Origin of the sequence: Paracoccus gahaiensis (assembly GCF_005048225.1) — a bacterium.
In the GTDB taxonomy this organism is placed as follows: Bacteria; Pseudomonadota; Alphaproteobacteria; order Rhodobacterales; family Rhodobacteraceae; genus Paracoccus; species Paracoccus gahaiensis.
This window is the reverse complement of the sequence record NZ_SUNI01000009.1, coordinates 109951-125354: the sequence shown is the minus strand read 5'-3', so window position 1 is coordinate 125354 and position 15404 is coordinate 109951. Positions and strand designations below refer to the sequence as shown.

Annotated in this window: 19 protein-coding genes; 15 read left to right on the top strand and 4 right to left on the bottom strand. The window is 64.7% G+C overall.

The annotated features are described in order from the left end of the window. Positions 1-243: 243 nt before the first annotated feature. A complete protein-coding gene (locus tag FA743_RS11025) occupies positions 244-2388 on the top strand; it encodes an FAD-dependent oxidoreductase (RefSeq protein ID WP_136886156.1) in 2145 nt (714 codons plus the stop codon). Continuing rightward, positions 2385-2990, top strand: a complete 606-nt coding sequence (locus FA743_RS11020) for a CDP-alcohol phosphatidyltransferase family protein (RefSeq protein WP_136886155.1) — start codon at positions 2385-2387, stop codon at positions 2988-2990. The genes FA743_RS11025 and FA743_RS11020 overlap by 4 nt, the downstream gene beginning before the upstream one ends. A gap of 33 nt (positions 2991-3023) precedes the next feature. Here the strand turns inward: FA743_RS11020 and FA743_RS11015 are convergent, their stop codons facing one another. Next, positions 3024-4121 (bottom strand): FAD-dependent oxidoreductase, encoded by a 1098-nt coding sequence (locus FA743_RS11015; RefSeq protein WP_169308855.1) that lies wholly within the window; start codon positions 4119-4121, stop codon positions 3024-3026. 98 nt (positions 4122-4219) lie between these two features. Further along, positions 4220-5227 (bottom strand): class 1 fructose-bisphosphatase, encoded by a 1008-nt coding sequence (locus tag FA743_RS11010; RefSeq protein WP_136886153.1) that lies wholly within the window; start codon positions 5225-5227, stop codon positions 4220-4222. Positions 5228-5488: 261 nt separating this feature from the next. Between FA743_RS11010 and FA743_RS11005 the strand changes: the two genes are divergently transcribed. The 12 genes from FA743_RS11005 (at position 5489) to FA743_RS10950 (ending at position 14299) form a co-directional block, all read left to right on the top strand. Beyond that, the gene (locus FA743_RS11005) at positions 5489-6097 is read left to right on the top strand and encodes a phosphatase PAP2 family protein (protein ID WP_136886152.1); all 609 of its coding nucleotides are present in this window, start codon (positions 5489-5491) and stop codon (positions 6095-6097) included. A 347-nt stretch (positions 6098-6444) separates the two neighbouring features. After that, on the top strand, positions 6445-7704 hold the full coding sequence (locus FA743_RS11000; protein ID WP_136886186.1) for a tyrosine-type recombinase/integrase: 1260 nt from the start codon (positions 6445-6447) through the stop codon (positions 7702-7704). Next, positions 7704-8207 carry a hypothetical protein gene (locus FA743_RS10995; protein WP_136886151.1) on the top strand — a complete coding sequence of 168 codons (504 nt, stop codon included), beginning with the start codon at positions 7704-7706 and terminating at the stop codon, positions 8205-8207. The genes FA743_RS11000 and FA743_RS10995 overlap by 1 nt, the downstream gene beginning before the upstream one ends. A 61-nt stretch (positions 8208-8268) precedes the next feature. Beyond that, positions 8269-8442, top strand: coding sequence for a helix-turn-helix transcriptional regulator (locus FA743_RS20900; RefSeq protein ID WP_136886150.1), 174 nt, complete (start codon positions 8269-8271; stop codon positions 8440-8442). A gap of 10 nt (positions 8443-8452) precedes the next feature. Then, a complete protein-coding gene (locus FA743_RS20310; RefSeq protein ID WP_169308848.1) occupies positions 8453-8812 on the top strand; it encodes a hypothetical protein in 360 nt (119 codons plus the stop codon). 283 nt (positions 8813-9095) lie between these two features. Continuing rightward, on the top strand, positions 9096-9554 hold the full coding sequence (locus tag FA743_RS10980) for a MarR family transcriptional regulator (protein WP_136886148.1): 459 nt from the start codon (positions 9096-9098) through the stop codon (positions 9552-9554). A 387-nt stretch (positions 9555-9941) separates the two neighbouring features. Then, positions 9942-10337, top strand: coding sequence for a hypothetical protein (locus FA743_RS10975; protein ID WP_136886147.1), 396 nt, complete (start codon positions 9942-9944; stop codon positions 10335-10337). After that, positions 10334-10693 (top strand): hypothetical protein, encoded by a 360-nt coding sequence (locus tag FA743_RS10970; RefSeq protein WP_136886146.1) that lies wholly within the window; start codon positions 10334-10336, stop codon positions 10691-10693. Before FA743_RS10975 ends, FA743_RS10970 begins: the two co-directional genes overlap by 4 nt. A 70-nt stretch (positions 10694-10763) precedes the next feature. Next, a complete protein-coding gene (locus FA743_RS10965) occupies positions 10764-11753 on the top strand; it encodes a hypothetical protein (protein WP_136886145.1) in 990 nt (329 codons plus the stop codon). Next, a complete protein-coding gene (locus FA743_RS10960) occupies positions 11750-12022 on the top strand; it encodes a hypothetical protein (RefSeq protein WP_136886144.1) in 273 nt (90 codons plus the stop codon). Before FA743_RS10965 ends, FA743_RS10960 begins: the two co-directional genes overlap by 4 nt. Next, complete coding sequence (locus tag FA743_RS10955) at positions 12022-12261, top strand: hypothetical protein (RefSeq protein WP_136886143.1); 240 nt, start codon at positions 12022-12024, stop codon at positions 12259-12261. Before FA743_RS10960 ends, FA743_RS10955 begins: the two co-directional genes overlap by 1 nt. Next, entirely contained in the window at positions 12248-14299 is a 2052-nt protein-coding gene (locus FA743_RS10950) for a hypothetical protein (protein WP_136886142.1), read from the top strand. The genes FA743_RS10955 and FA743_RS10950 overlap by 14 nt, the downstream gene beginning before the upstream one ends. Before the next feature lie 239 nt (positions 14300-14538). On the opposite strand, the gene FA743_RS10945 is transcribed toward FA743_RS10950, so the two are convergent. Continuing rightward, positions 14539-14832 (bottom strand): hypothetical protein, encoded by a 294-nt coding sequence (locus tag FA743_RS10945; protein WP_169308854.1) that lies wholly within the window; start codon positions 14830-14832, stop codon positions 14539-14541. 60 nt (positions 14833-14892) lie between these two features. Next, the gene (locus tag FA743_RS10940) at positions 14893-15156 is read right to left on the bottom strand and encodes an Arc family DNA-binding protein (RefSeq protein ID WP_136886140.1); all 264 of its coding nucleotides are present in this window, start codon (positions 15154-15156) and stop codon (positions 14893-14895) included. Positions 15157-15249: 93 nt separating this feature from the next. On the opposite strand from FA743_RS10940, the gene FA743_RS10935 reads away from it, so the two are divergent. Continuing rightward, a complete protein-coding gene (locus FA743_RS10935; RefSeq protein ID WP_136886139.1) occupies positions 15250-15402 on the top strand; it encodes an Arc family DNA-binding protein in 153 nt (50 codons plus the stop codon). The last annotated feature ends 2 nt before the right edge of the window (positions 15403-15404 follow it).

Below are 15404 nucleotides of genomic sequence, written 5' to 3'. Positions count from 1 at the left end.
GATGCCTCCCCCTCAGCGACCGCGCGTTCTTGCCCGGAGACCGGGCAGGCGCGGCGGTTTCGCGCATTCCTTTGCCAGGGGGTGGCCCCGGAGGCGGTTGCAGGCCATCCTGCCCGCGATCCGCGCCGCGCCGAGGGAAGGCCGCCATGACCCGACCGATCCTGATCTTCGACCTGGCCGCGGCGCTGCGGGCGGGGGTCGCATGACCGCGCCTTCGGGACCGCCATCGCAGGACCTGTCGGGATGAGAAAGCCGCTGCTGCTGATCGGCCTCGCGGCCCTTGCCGCCGGGCTGGCCTGGCTGCTGCAGGGCCAGATGAGCGGCCCCGAGGCCCTGCGTTCGCAGTTGGCAGGGATCGGGGATCTGCGCCGGGATCACCCCGTCGCGGTCGCCGGGGCCTTCTGTCTGGCCTATGTCGCCGTCACCGCCCTGTCGCTGCCCATCGCCATCTGGCTGACGCTGGCCGGAGGCGCGCTGTTCGGCTTCTGGCAGGGGCTGGTGATCGTGTCCTTCGCCTCGGCCCTGGGCGCGACGCTGGCCTTCCTGGCGGCGCGCTATCTGCTGCGGGACTGGGTACGGGCCCGGCTTGGCGACCGGGCCGAGGCGGTCGACGAGGGGCTGCGGCGGGACGGGGCCTTCTCTCTGTTCTCGATGCGGCTGATCCCGGTGGTGCCGTTCTTCGCCATCAATCTGCTGATGGGGCTCAGCCCGATGCGGGCGCGGACCTTCTATGGGGTCAGCCAGCTGGGGATGCTGCCGGCAACGGCGGTCACGGTGAACGCGGGCACCCAGCTTGCGGCGCTGGACAGCCTGTCGGGCATCCTCTCGCCGCCGATCCTGGCCTCGTTCGCGGCGCTGGCGCTGCTGCCCTGGGTTGCGCGGGCGGGGCTGGCGCTGTGGCGCATGCGGGCGATCACCTCGGGCTGGACGCGGCCCCGGCGCTTCGACCGCAATCTGGTGGTGATCGGCGCGGGCGCGGCGGGGCTGGTCTCGGCCTATGTGGCGGCGGCGGCGCAGGCGCGGGTCACGCTGGTCGAGGCCCATGCGATGGGCGGCGATTGCCTGAACACCAGCTGCGTGCCCTCGAAGGCGCTGATCCGCAGCGCGGCGCTGGCCCATCAGATGCGCCATGCGTCGCACTGGGGCCTGACGGACACGCCCCCCGTCATTCCCTTCGCGGATGTGATTGCCCGCGTGGATCGCATCATCGCCGACATCGCGCCCCATGACAGCGTCGCGCGCTATCGGGGGCTGGGGGTCGAGGTGCTGCAGGGCCGTGCGCGGCTGACCGACCCCTGGACCGTGCAGGTCACCGCCCCGGACGGGTCGGAGCAGCGGCTGACCACCCGGGCGGTGATCCTCGCCACCGGCGCACAGCCCGTCCTGCCGCCGGTGCCGGGACTGGACCTGGTTGATCCGCTGACCTCCGAGACGCTGTGGGACCGGCTGCGCGACCGCGATCAGGCGCCCCGGCGGCTGGTCGTGCTGGGCGGCGGGGCCATCGGCTGCGAATTGGCGCAGGCCTTCGCCCGGCTTGGCAGCCGGGTCACCCAGATCGAGATCGCGCCCCGGCTGCTGGCGCGCGAGGATCCCGAGGTCTCGGCGCAGCTGCAGGACGCGCTGCAGGCCGAGGGCGTCCGCGTCCTGACCGGCCGGAAGCCCCTGCGCTGCGGCGTCGATGACGGCGGCAGGTGGATCGAGATCGACGGCGCCCCGGGCCGCATCCCCTTCGACGAGATCCTCGTGGCGGTCGGCCGCCGCGCCCGGCTGTCCGGTCTGGGGCTGGAAGCCTTAGGCATCCCGACCGACATGCCGCTGGACAGGAACGATTTCCTGGAGACCCGCTTTCCGCATATCCTGGCGGCGGGCGATGTGGCGGGGCCCTGGCAGCTGACCCATGCCGCCGCCCATCAGGGCGGGATCGCCACGGCCAATGCGCTACTGGGCGGGCTGTGGCGCCTCAAGGCCACGGGGCAGGCGATGCCGCAGGTCATCTTCACCGATCCCCAGATCGCCCGCATCGGCCTGTCCCAGACCGAGGCGCGGGATCAGGGCATCCCGCACGAGGTCACGCGTCACGATCTGGCGCAGCTGGACCGGGCCGTGACCGAGGGCGCCGCGCGCGGCATGGTCACGGTGCTGACCCCGCCGGGCAAGGACCGCATCCTGGGCGTGACCATCATGGGCGGAGAAGCCGGCGAGATGATCGCGCCCTTTGCCCTGGCCATGCGCCACAGGCTGGGCCTGTCGAAGATCCTGGGCACGATCCACGCCTATCCGACCTGGGCCGAGGCCGGCAAGGCCACCGCCGGGTCCTGGCGGCGCGCCCATGTGAGCCCCCGCGCGCTGTCCCTGGCCGCGCGGTTCCACCGCTGGAGGCGCGGATGATCGACGCCCGCCTGCAACCCGCGCTGCGCGCCGCGATGCATCCCTCCGCCCGCTGGCTGGCGCGGCGCGGGGTGGGCGCCGATATGCTCAGCATCGGGGGCTTCGTGCTGGGCCTGCTGGCGGTCGCGGCGCTGGCCTTGGGCTGGTGGCTGGCGGCGGGGCTGCTGATCGCCGCCAACCGGCTGATGGACGGGCTGGACGGCGCCGTGGCGCGCATCGCCGGGCCCACGGATCGCGGCGCCTTTCTGGACATCGCGCTGGATTTCGTCTTCTACGCGCTGGTGCCTTTGGGTTTCGCGCTGCACGATCCGGAGGCCAACGCGCTGCCGGCGGCGGTGCTGATCGCGGCCTTCGTGGGCACCGGATCGTCCTTCCTGGCCTTCGCCGCCATCGCGGCAAAGCGCGGGCGGCAGGCGGCGGATTTTCCGGCCAAGGGGATCTATTACCTCGGCGGCCTGACCGAAGGGTTCGAGACGATCGTCCTGTTCCTGGCCATGTGCGCCTTTCCGGGCAGCTTTCCCCTGCTGGCGGGGATCTTCGCCGCGGCCTGCGGGGTCACCACGGTCCTGCGCTGGCATCAGGGCTGGACAGGCTTCGACTGAGGCCCTTGGCCCGTGCCGCCCGGAGGGGCAGCGTCACGCTCCGCGCAGACCGGCGATGAAGCGGCGGTCGATGCGGTCCTTCCAGCGCCACAGCCACGCCCCGTGCAGGGTCAGCCCGCGCCATTCGGCCAGCGCCGTCCGCCCGCCGAGCGAGACGATCTTCAGAGAATGGCGCTGCGGATCGTAACGCCGCAGCGCCGTGCCGCGATGCGCGGCGATCAGGTTCTGCGCCAGCACCGGCGCCTGCCGGACCGCGAAGACCCCCGCCTTGGGGCGCGGGGCGTGCAGCATCGCCGCGCAATCCCCGGCGGCGAACAGGGTCGGGTGCCCCTCGACCTGCAGGGTGGGGGTGACGCGCAGGAAGCCCGCGCCCTCCACAGGCAGATCGCGGGCCCACCAGCCCTGTGCCCGCGCGCCGGCGCTGCCGATGGTCAGCGCGCTGGCGATGCGCGTGCCGTCCTGCAGCGTGACGCCCCGGGCCTCAATCCTTATGATGCGCGCTTGAGTGATCGCCCGCACCCCGGCGCGGTCCAGCGCCCGGCGGAGATGCGCCCGCGCCCGGGGCCTCAGGCTGGCGGCGAGGTCGGGCCCGGCCTCGATCAGCGTGACCATCCCGGCGCGGCGATGCGTCAGGGCCAGCGCGATCTCGGCCCCCGCCACCCCGCCGCCGATGATCGCGACGGGCGCCCCGGGGGGCAGATCGGCCAGCCGAGCCAGCAGCCCGTCCAGCGGCTTGACCGGGACGGCGTGGCGGTCAAATCCCGCGATCTCGGGCATGGCGGCCTGGCTGCCCAGATCCAGCACGGCCAGATCATAGTGAAGGGACCGGTCCCCGCCCGCCGGATCGGGGGCCAGCCGCGCGCTGCGGGTGGCCGGGTCCATCCCCTCCACACGGGCGCGCAGAAAGACAAGGCCGTGGCGGGCGGCGAAATCCGCCAGATCGACGCGCAGATCCGCCGCCGCGTAATGCCCGGCCAGATGGCCCGGAACCATTCCCGAATAGGTCGCATGGGTCCCCGCATCGACCAGCGTGATGCGGGCCCGGGGCAGGCCCGCGCGCAGGGGGCGGACCGCCAGCAGGTTGGCATGTCCCGCCCCCAGAAGCAGGATCCGCGGGGCGTCGCCGGGCATGGGCATCCCTCGTCATGGTGCCAGATCAGACTGCGCGGCTTTGGGGCGGCGTTCAAGCGGCCCTAGGCTGCGCGCGATGACGCAGCGCCGGGGGCCCGTCAGGCGTCGAAATAGCCCAGGATCCGCTCGACCTCGTCCCGGTCGCCCATGGTCACGCCGACGCGCTGGTGCAGGGCCTGCGGCTGGATGTCCAGGATCGGGTGGTTCTCCTCATAGGCCAGGCCACCGGCCTGCTCGATCAGGAAGCCCATCGGGTTGGCCTCGTAGAGCAGCCGCAGCTTGCCCGCCGCATTGGGGTTGCGGCTGTCCCAGGGATACATGAAGACCCCGCCCCGTTTCAGGATGCGGTGGATGTCGGCCACCATCGAGCCGGTCCAGCGCATCCCGTAATCCTGCCCCAGGGGGCCGTCCTTGCCCGCCATGCAGTCGTCGATATAGCTGCGCACCGGGGCCGACCAATGGCGGCGGTTGGACATGTTGATGGCGAATTCGCGCTTGCCCTTGGGGATGCGCAGGTTTTCTCCGGTCAGCTCCCACGCGCCCATCGTCCGGTCCAGCGAGAACTCGTAGACGCCCGTGCCCACCGACAGGACCAGCAGCGTCTGCGGACCGTAAAGCGCATAGCCCGCCGCGACCTGCCGCCGCCCCGGCATCAGGAAATCGGCCTCCGTGGGGGTGCGGCCCGAAATGTCGGCGGGCGCCTCGACCACCGAGAAGATCGTGCCGACGGACAGGGCCACGTCGACATTGCTGGACCCGTCGATCGGATCAAACATCATCAGGTATTCGCCCATCGGATAGCGGTTGGGCACCGGATGGATCGTGTCCATTTCCTCCGAGGCCATCGCGGCCAGGTGCCCGCCCCATTCGTTGGCCTCCAGCAGCATCTCGTTGGCCATCACGTCCAGCCGCTTCTGCGCCTCGCCCTGCACGTTGATCGCGCCCTCGTCGCCCAAGAGCCCGTCGGTCCCCGCCTGGTTGACGGTATAGCCGATGCGCTTGCAGGCGCGGGCCACGACCTCTAGCAGCAGGCGCAGCTGCGCGGGCAGGGATTCGTGCTCGCGCTGCTGCTCGACCAGAAACTGTGTCAGGCTTTTCCGACGCATGGATGTCTCCTGTAATCTTGGTGCCGCAGGACGCCCTGCGCGGATCGGGCGATCCCGGGCACATCCTTGTCCTGTCGCGCCGGGACTGGCAAGCCGGGGCCGGGCGGCAGGCGCGGCCTGTTACCGATTTACCGGATGCCGCCTGAGGCCGCCTGCCGCACGGAGAGTTTGGGGGATGCGGCGGAACTCCGGGACCGGCATCCGGCTTCGGGACCTCTGGCCGAAAGACCGGTCGACCACCCTGACGAGAGTTTTGATGACATGAACGATATGGCCCCCCGCCCCGAGGGTGCATCGGATGCGCCCTCCTCGATCGAAGAGGCCGACAAGGAGGCGGCCGGCAAGGCCGCCCGCTATCGTCACCATCCAGTGGTCAAGGCTCTGGGGTCCTGCAGCGAGATCGCCGACCAGATCCCGCTGTCGATCCTCTGCGCCGGCGTGACCGGCGCGGGCGTGCTGGCGGACCGTCCCCGCCTTGCGCGGACCGGGCTGCAGATGATGGCCGCCCATGTGCTGGCCAATGTGATCAAGCGCGCCGTCAAGAACCGGGTGCGCCGCACGCGTCCGAACGTGATGATCGACCGGCAGACCTATCGCTTCGAGCCGGACGAGGGGCAGGGCGGCGAAGAATCCTCGTTCCCGTCCGGGCATACCGCCGGCGCCGTCGCCGTCGCGACCGCGATGGCCTGCAACCTGCCCAGGACGTCGGTTCCCGTCCTGCTCGCCGCAGCGGTCGTCGCCGTCATCCAGGTGCCGCGGGCCAAGCATTACCCGATCGACGTGGCCGCAGGGGCGGTCCTGGGGCTCGCCTCGGCGCTGATCGTCCGCGCCGTTGCGTCCAGGGCGGGGCGCCTGACAGCGCCGTCCTAGAGGGGATGCGTCCTGCGATCGGGCATGAAGGCGCGGGCATTTGGAAATGGCCGCGCCGATGCTCGTTGCAGGGCCGCCTGGCTGAAAGCCGAGTGACCCGGATAAGATGCGTCAGTCTTGCCGCGATCACGTGGGGGGAGGACAGACATCCCGTTCACAGGTCGGTTCGGCGACCGGGGAAGGATGTCTGGTGGAGCCAAGGGACACCGCCCTTGCGTCTCACGCTGTCGCAATCTGGTAAATCTTCTGTTTATCGACAAGGAGTTAAGCCAAGCCCCCGTAACATCATGTTGCGTCCAGTATCACGCATCCACTACGGTTTTCGATGGGTAGGCCGTGGGTGTGAAATGCCGAAGTTGGTGACTGAATTGTCCCCCATCGAAGTGAAGCGGCTAACGCACCCCGGCAGCGGGCGGAACGCCATGCTCGCAGTCGGGGGAGTGTCGGGCCTCTATCTGCAGATCACGCCTACCGGTGCGCGGAGCTGGATCTTGCGCACGACCATTGGGGATAAGCGCCGCGATCTGGGCCTGGGCGCCTATCCTGACGTGGGCCTCGCTCAGGCCCGTGAGAGGGCACGAGAGGCGAAGGACAAGGTCTGGCGGGGCATCGACCCTATAGAGGAGCGCAAGGCAGCCAGAGCGGCCCTAACAGCCTCTCAGAAGCGCGGCCTTACGTTCGGGGATGCCTTCAGGAAGTATGCAGATGCAAAGCTGGCAGAGCTTGGCACTGATGCCGACCGGACCCGCTGGAAGTCTTCAATTGAACGGTTCGTCTTACCCCATATTGGCGACATGCTCGTGGATGATATCGCTGTGCAGGACATGCTTCGCGTGCTGGAGCCAATCTGGCACGAGAAGACGGAAACGGCATCTAGGGTGCGATCCCGTATCGAGGCAATCTTGTCCTGGTCCACAGTCGGCGGTCATAGGACGGGCGACAACCCCGCGCGGTGGCGTGGCAACCTGAACGCCCTGCTACCCAAGCCCGCGAAGATCACAGCCAAGGGCAATCAACCCGCTGTGGCAATGGACGAGGCGGCTACTTGGTTTAATGCGTTGCGCAAGCGCCAGGGCATCGCTGCCCGGGCCTTGGAATTCGCAGCACTATGCGCAAGCCGATCGGGAGAGGTGCGCGGGGCGACCTGGGCAGAGATCGACACCGCAGCGAAGATCTGGACCATCAGCGCCGAACGCATGAAGGCAGAGCGTGAGCATCGGGTGGCGCTGACTGATCAGGCCGTCGCCATAGTCGAAGCCATGCCGAGACTGGCGGACTCGCCGTACATCTTCGCAGCGCCCCGAGGCGGGCAGCTGTCCGACATGACCATCAGTGCTGTCATGCGCCGCATGCAGGCCGACGAGGTGAAGGCCGGAAGGGCAGGGTGGCTAGACCCACGCTCAGGCCGCCCAGCGGTGCCCCACGGGCTGCGGAGCACCTTCCGCGACTGGGCAGCCGAACAAACAGACTATCCCCGCGATATGGCGGAGATCGCCCTGGCGCATCGCGTCGGGTCTGAGGTTGAGCGGGCATACCGGCGCGGGGATATGATCGAAAAGCGGCGGCAGATGATGGCCGACTGGGCTAAGTTCTTGGGGGCAGCCTGATGAACCAAAACCAATTCTTCGAACAGGAGTTCAGTCGTTTTCGCCTTGAGTATGAGGGTGGCAATCCTGTCGCACTGAATGAAGCGGTCTTGCTAGCCATTTGGAATAACGTACCTGTTCCGGAATGGGCGGTGCCTGGTCTGGAGAGCATGGTCACGATGCACGCAGAAGGGCGCTTTGAACGACGGCAAGGAGTTGCGGCGCCGCTCGTCATTGAAGCCCGTGCGAGGCAGGCCGCTGCGATTTATCAGAAGGTTGAATGGCTTCTACGTCTCGATGAAGCTTCGTGGTCTTTCTACTCAACCGGAACGCGGCAGTCGAAGACGGAAGCGTTCACTGTTGCCTCCGAATTATTCCAAGAGGCCGGCAAACAATACGGCGACCGAGCAAAAGCCCATATGAACCCAGACACAGTCAAGAACGCGTACTACGCGGTTCAACGCGCAGTCCGATCAGGCAATGCTCATAAGTTTGGGTTGTGTAAAAAAAGCGGCGATTTCTAAAACGCGACAGGTGATATTGCTTTGTGTTTTCTTGTGCTTATCCGAAGCGTGAGGAAACAAAATGTACGTATCTGATAAGCAGGTTGCCGGGCGTTATGGCGTAACTCGCCCGACTGTTTGGCGCTGGTTGAAAGCCGACCCGACCTTCCCGAAACCCATTTCCCTTTCGCCCGGCTGCACCCGTTGGAGGCTCGATGAAATCGAGTCCTGGGAAGCTGCACGCCGCGCGGCTTGAGAGGTACACCATGACGAGGCAAAACAAATGCCCCGGAACGCTGGCGGGCGCTGCCGGGGCTGATGTTCAAGACTGGCTGTCTATAATTGACCATAACCTAAACCGTGAATATTCGGCAAGGGTTTTAGCTTGCGCTGTGGCTGATTGTGACCCTGCCGACCGCCTACTATTCCTAGAAACGTTGATCGAAGGCTTCTGCCAAGGTGGGCCGCTGCCCGCTTTTGGCGGCGTGATGGCCACTGCCCGTGATTGGGCCAGCTGGGCAACCCGTGCCGAGCTGAAAGCCTATTGCTTTGCCACGTTCGAAGCTATGAATGCCCAGGATCAGGCAGCATTTCGCGAGCTTCTGAAGCGGAGGGCTGCATCATGAATGCCGGCCCCTCTGTCGAAGAGCTGCTGTGGTCATGGCCGAGCGTCTGCGAGGCCGTGAAGGATGGATGGGCCAAGGGCTTTGCCCTGTCTATCGCCAAGCACTCAAGGCGTCGGAACTGGACGCCAACCCCAAAGCAATATGCCCTCATGCGTCGGCTAGTCGCAGATCTATATGATCCACATGGCGGCTCAGACCCTGATGACGATGCCCCTCTCATAGAGCGCGCTGAATAATGGGGCGTGATCGCAAGTCCGAAGAGCGTACGGAGCACTGGACCAAGATGATCCGGAACACGATGGAGACGCCGGCATGGCGCGCTCTGTCGCCGTTGGGGCAGAACTTATACCCGTGGATCAAGTTCGAGTGGAAAGGTCCACAGGCCAATAATAACGGGCGTATCAGCTTACCCGTACGAGAGGCGGCGCAACGCATGGGTCGCGACAAGGATGCCGTTGGGCGCGCCTTCCATGACCTGCAAGCGAAGGGCTTTCTTGTGCTGCGGGAGCATGGGCGGATGGGCGTCGAAGGCAGAGGCGCTCCGCCTACATACGAGATCACCGAACTGGCGCTGCCGGGCGAGCATGCAGGCAGGAAGCTGTATCTGCACTGGCAGGAAGGCTGCGACTTCCCGGTGAGGGCGCACGCGACCTCGAACCCCAAAGGTCACAATGGGCAAAACAATATCCCATCCCCTGAGAGGGGACAGGTTGTCACCTTAAAGGGGACGAAGACCAGATGACCAGTCCCCTCTCAGGTGACAGCCAGTCCCCTCAGAAGGGACGTAAACCCACCCCATTGATGACTTACCAGTCCCCCCTGAAGGGACATCCTTATCTACCACTACTCACTGGTAAATCTAAGGCCAGGACCGAGATGCCAAGCATGGGCATAACCGGCGCAAGCATTCGCAAGCCAAGTGTTGGAATAAGGAATTGGGCATTTGCATCGCGCACGATGAAATATCAGCCGAATGGGCCGGTTTTGACCCGATTTCTGCCTGAAAACCGGGCAAATGTGCCGATTTGGGCCGGGCAGGGGGGGGCTCAGCAGATGGCCATGGTTTCGCCTACCACCCGCGCCTCCCCGAAGCAGAGAAACGTCCACGAATGAGCACCTCGGAGACCCCATGTCACGCCACCGCAATTCACTAGCAAAGGCCCGCCTGACCGGTGCTGACCGCAAAAACCCGCAGCGTTACCGTGACCGGTCTGAGCCGAAGCTGTCAGGTCGTACACTTGGCGAACCATCAAGCTACCTGACAGCGGAAGCGCGGCGAGCTTGGCGGATCATCGCCACGGAATTGCCCTGGCTGGTGTATGAAGACCGCGCGCTGGTGGAGATGGTGGCAATACAGCGGGGGCAGATCATCGCGGGTAAGTCGCTTTCGGGCATGGCTCTTCGCAGCTATCGGGCAGGATTGGCATCGCTTGGCGCAACACCGGTTGACCGGCAGCGCGTCAATCATCGGCCATCTGACAACGAGGATGACCCTTTCGCGATGTTCGATGGCCCTCGCCAATGAGCGTGCATGACGCAGCAATCCTACGCAGGCTGGAGCGCATCGAGGCAATGCTGGCGCAGCTGGTCGGCCTTATCGACGAACCTGCCGTAATCGATCCTATGCCAATGATTGCAGAGCTGACCGGTGGCGATTGGTTTACAGCTTCAGAACTCTGGCAGAGCGTCGAGGCGTTGCGCGCGGCAGCCGAAGCCACAGGCGAGCCGACACCAGATGTTGCACAGGCATTTTCGGGGCTGTCTATCACTAGCGTCAAAAGCCTTGGGCGATGGCTGTCAGGCCGGTCGGCAGAGGTGATCGAGCGAACTGAGCGCACGCGCGCGGGCGTCCTATGGCGCGTGGTGACTTTGGCTGGCTAAGTCACCCACCCCGTCGCGAACATAACATGAATCTAGTATCCTTTAATCAAGGAAATCAGAGGTTCATCACATGACTAGCTTCAATCAACGAATGGCCGATATTTCGGCATCTGCCCGTAAACTGGAAGAGGCGGCTTCTATCGGCTGGATTGCCCGCTCGAAGGCGCTGCGCTGGAATGCGGAAATCATGGAAGAGCACCGGGCGCCTCAACGTGCCATCGATGTGGTCAAGTCGCTGTCCACTGACAGTCTGGCTGAAGCTGGCGCGACGACTGCCGTCCTGGCCTTCCTCGAACTGGCCGCAACTTCGAGCGCCTACCTGCGGATGCTGACGGATCGCTCCTTCCAGCGCGCGCCTATCAACACCCCCCTGTTGTTTGCGACCACGGAGCCCATCGCGCACCAGCACGTAGAGGGGCAAATTATCCCCGTGTCTGATTTCGAGATGGACAGCGTCAGGCTGCAGCCTGAGTCCGTGGGTGCAATCATCGTCGCCAACAAGGAAGCATGGCGCCGCCTCGACGCCCCCGGCCAAGCCTATGTCACCGCCCTGGTGCGCAACGCGATTGCCAAAGCGGCAGACCTGCGCATGTTCGAGATCTTGGACGCCACCAACCCGCAAGAGTTCATTGCGGACGTTACCGGCGAAGAAGGGGCCGTAGCGGGCCTACAGCAAGCGCTAGGAGCCCTCTTCACCAAAGCAGGCCAGCGCCTGCGTTGGGTTCTCTCCCCCACTGCAGCGGCCATTCTGGCGCCCTACAGTGCAGGCGGTCGTTTGGCGGTCGGCCCGAACGGCGGCACGATCTTCGATATGCCAGCAATGCTGACCGATGCCTTGGGCGAAAACGAGATTGCGCTGATCGCAGCATCCGACATCGCAGCCGATGCGGTGGACCTGGGGATCTTCGGCAGCCAATCCGCAACGCTGCAGATGCCCGATGGATCGCTGATGAGCATGTTCCAGCACAACATGGTTGCGGTTCGGGCCGTCCTTTCCTTCGCAATGCAGCCGGCTGCCGAGAACGTCATGGCCAAGCTGACGCTGACGGTGACGCCATGAAAACCCCGGCTTTCCCGTACCATCTGACGGACGACGAGCGGAAAGCGGTGATGAACCACGCGGCTCATATGTTCGCAGATGAGGCCATGGCAGCGACTGCGGCATCCACCGGCAAGAGCATCACGGAGGTGCGCCCTCAAATGGCTGATGAAGCCTTCATGCGGGGCATGACTCTCGTTTCCCTGAACTGGGCCAACGAACGGCTCAAAAAGCTGGAAGACGAGGTTCGGGCGGGCCGGGATCGTATCGCACAGCTGGAGGCGCGCTGATGGCTGACCAGGCAATCAAGCACGCAATCAAGCTCGCGAAGGACATGGCCGACACCATGGCCGCGACCGGCGCGACACGTGAGCAGATCAACCAGGCGCTGGAAGATGCGCTGCCTACCCTCAATCAGATCATCTCGGCTGAAAGGGTTGTCGCCAAGACTCAGCGCCTGCGCCGGACGCTGCTCCAGGCCTTCGAACAGCCGGTAGATGGAAAGGGCATTTCCCATGGCGGAAGCTGAAGCTGGTCTTATCCTCCCGATTGGCCTGACGGAACAGAAGTTTCTGCAGCAGTTGGCACGCCTTGAAGCGAAGGCGATTGGCGCAGCCAGAAAGTCTGAACAGGGCTTTGTGAAAGGCAATCAGCAGATCAGTAAGTCCTTCGGCAGTATGTCTGGCCAGGCTCGCAACAGCCTGCAGAACGTCGGCTATCAGCTTCAGGACATCTTCGTTCAGATTGAGGCCGGGCAAGGCACTGCGCGCGCTCTTGGACAGCAACTCCCGCAGCTATTGGCTGGCTTTGGCGTCCTTGGTGGCGCCTTGGGGCTGGTTGCGGCTGCCGGTATCCCCCTTGCGGCCAGCTTCTTTGGGGCTGGCGAAGAAGCCAAGGGCTTGGATGACGCACTCAAGGATCTGAATTCGTCCCTCGATGAATACTACAGCGCCGTTGAAGCAGCGAACGCCCCGACTGCGGAGCTGGTCGAGAAATATGGCCTAGCGGCGGGCGCAGCGCAGCGGCTGCTGGTTCAGCTTGCCGAGATTGCCAAGATCGACGCCATATCCTCGCTGCGTGACAGCGCAGACGCTATCTCCACGACCTTCCAAGGGGCGCTGGATACCTTGGCGCGTATCGACGCTGCACAAGGCGCCCTGGCGCCCGAGGACTTCCTGAACGAAGGCACGGCAGCACAGCGCGCGCTCACAGAGCAGACGCAGATGTTGCAGGAAGAATATGCCCTGACGGTGGATCAGGCCCGCGAGCTGCGCGACCTTTTGGCCGATCAGCAGGCGGCAGCCACGCCCGAGGCGATGGCAGATGCAATGCTGAGGCTGTCGGAATTCCTGACCAAGGCCAATTCCGAGTCCGGCTATCTCAACGACAATCTTCGGGATGGCACGCGGCAGACCATCACAGGCACCTTGGCTGCCTCGGAGCTGTCTGTTGCACTTTCGGGCGCGGCCAGTGCATCCGGCGATATTGTGGCGAACGTCGCGCAGATCCCCGGATCGATCGATGCCGCGACCGCCAGCGCAATCAATCTAACGCGGGCTCTCGGGGCTGCTATCCAGGCGGCAAACAGCGTTTCCGGAACGATTGGCATCCCTAGCCTGGGCCGCTTCGGGAACGGCGAAAGCATTACAGCCCGCGCCGGGGGCTTGGATCTGCAGGAACAGCAAACCTTCCGCTATGACTGGCAGGAACAGATGGCCGCTGCCGAGGCTGCACGGGCCAAGGCTGCGCGCGCCGGGGGTGGTGGCCGAAAGGGAAGATCGGGCGGGGCAGGCAAGGAAGAGCGCCCGTTCTTCGAGAACATGGAACGCGACCTGCTCAACCTTGAGCGCGAACTGACGCTGATCGGCAAGACGAACGAGGAAATCGCCGTTGCAGAGGCCCGGTGGGAACTGCTGGACGAGGCGAAGAAGCGCGGCATCCCGGTCAATGCGGAGCTGTCGGCGCAGATCGACGCACAGGCGGAACAATTCGGACGTCTGACGGCTGAACTTGAGGCCGCAGAGAAGTCTCAGGCACAATTTGAAGATGCGATTGACGGCATTGCTGACGCCATGGCGGGGGCGCTGGTCGCGGGTGAGAGCCTGCGGGACGGTTTGGCGCAAGTCCTGAAGGGCATCGCGTCCGACATCCTGACCAGCGGCATCCGCAGCGCCCTGGCGGGACAGTTCGGCGGGGGCGGTGGCGGCGGGCTGTTGTCTGGCGCCATGAACTTCCTCGCAGGCGGCGGCGACAAGCTGACCGGTGCCCTGCGGCTGGCAGGCGCCCGTGCGAACGGCGGGCCGGTGTCTGGCGGATCGGCCTATCTGGTCGGTGAGCGTGGCCCTGAGGTCATCGTGCCCCGCAACAGCGGCATGGTCATCCCGAACAACCAACTGGGCGGCGGGCAGTCTGTTCTGATGGTCGATCTATCGCCGGACCTAGAAGCGCGCATCCTCTCGGAAGCCAAGGGGCAGAGCGTCCAGATCAGTCAGCAGGCAGCGACGGCACAGGGGCGCGTGTCTGCAAACCTGACGAACCAGAAAACCGGCAGCAGGCGCCGGGTCTGAGATAGGCCGGGTCCCTTGGGTTCAGGGGCTAGGCAGGCTGTCACGCATCGGGGGCGGGGACAGCTCAGACCGGAAAGACCGGTCACGCCCGCGTTTGGGCAGGGCCCCGGCATGACGCTGCCGGGGCCTCTACCAAATCACAACTTAGGGGAAAATCATGTCGCATCGGATTGTAGAGTTCAGCCAGAATTTTTGGATTGAGGAGGATGAAGCGGGCCAGCAGACGGCGGTGGTTCGCTTTATCGAGCCTGCCCAAGCGCCAGCGCGAAAACCTTCTCTAGGACCTGGTGCGCTTCGCGCATGGCTTCAGAGCTGCCGAACTTCTCTATTGCCTGCACTCTTTCAGGATCGCCGCGAGTAGGAATTTTCGGGGTGTCATCAAGATGTGCCGATATTTGTTCGAACAGGTCTTGGTGCCATCCTTCAGGTTGCTTTGTCTGATCTAGCCGCCGGAGCGCATAAACTAAACCTGTAAGCAGTACACCACCGACTGCTGAGCTGTGGTCAGTGTTCCACCGGATATCTTCTGCCACTTGATTCTCCATCGGTTGCCGCAACCCAAGGGTGCGCGGCGCCGAGGCTCCTGTCGAGTCCTAGCGGGTCCACTTAGCAATTCGCTGATTAATCAGATCGGTGAGAGCTTTGCTTTCATCATCGGGCATATGTTGCAGAACCTCGACTAAAGCGTAAGCCAAAGCCTCGTAGTCCGCAGCGGGGTAGGCTTTGTCCAAAGTTGCGACGATCTCAGCATTCATCGAACGGCTGTTTCGGTCAGCGGAGAGCTTGATTCGATCTCGCATGCCTTCAGGCAGCCGAAGCATGAACTGGTCAGATCCGCGCCCAGCTTTAGCATTCATAGCCACACCTCTTTTTCATAGCACTGTGCGATTACTTCTTGACAAGCAATCATAGCACGGTGCTATATAGTAGCACGGTGATAGGAGAACTGCATGACCGAGATGAAGCAACTGCCCATCCGCTTTCCTGCCGACGTGAAGGCATGGCTGGCTGATCAGGCTCGGCTGAACGGTTCGAGCCAGAACAGCGAAGTGATCCGCGCCGTCCGCGAGCGGATGGAACGGCAAGAGGCCACCTCCGTCTAACC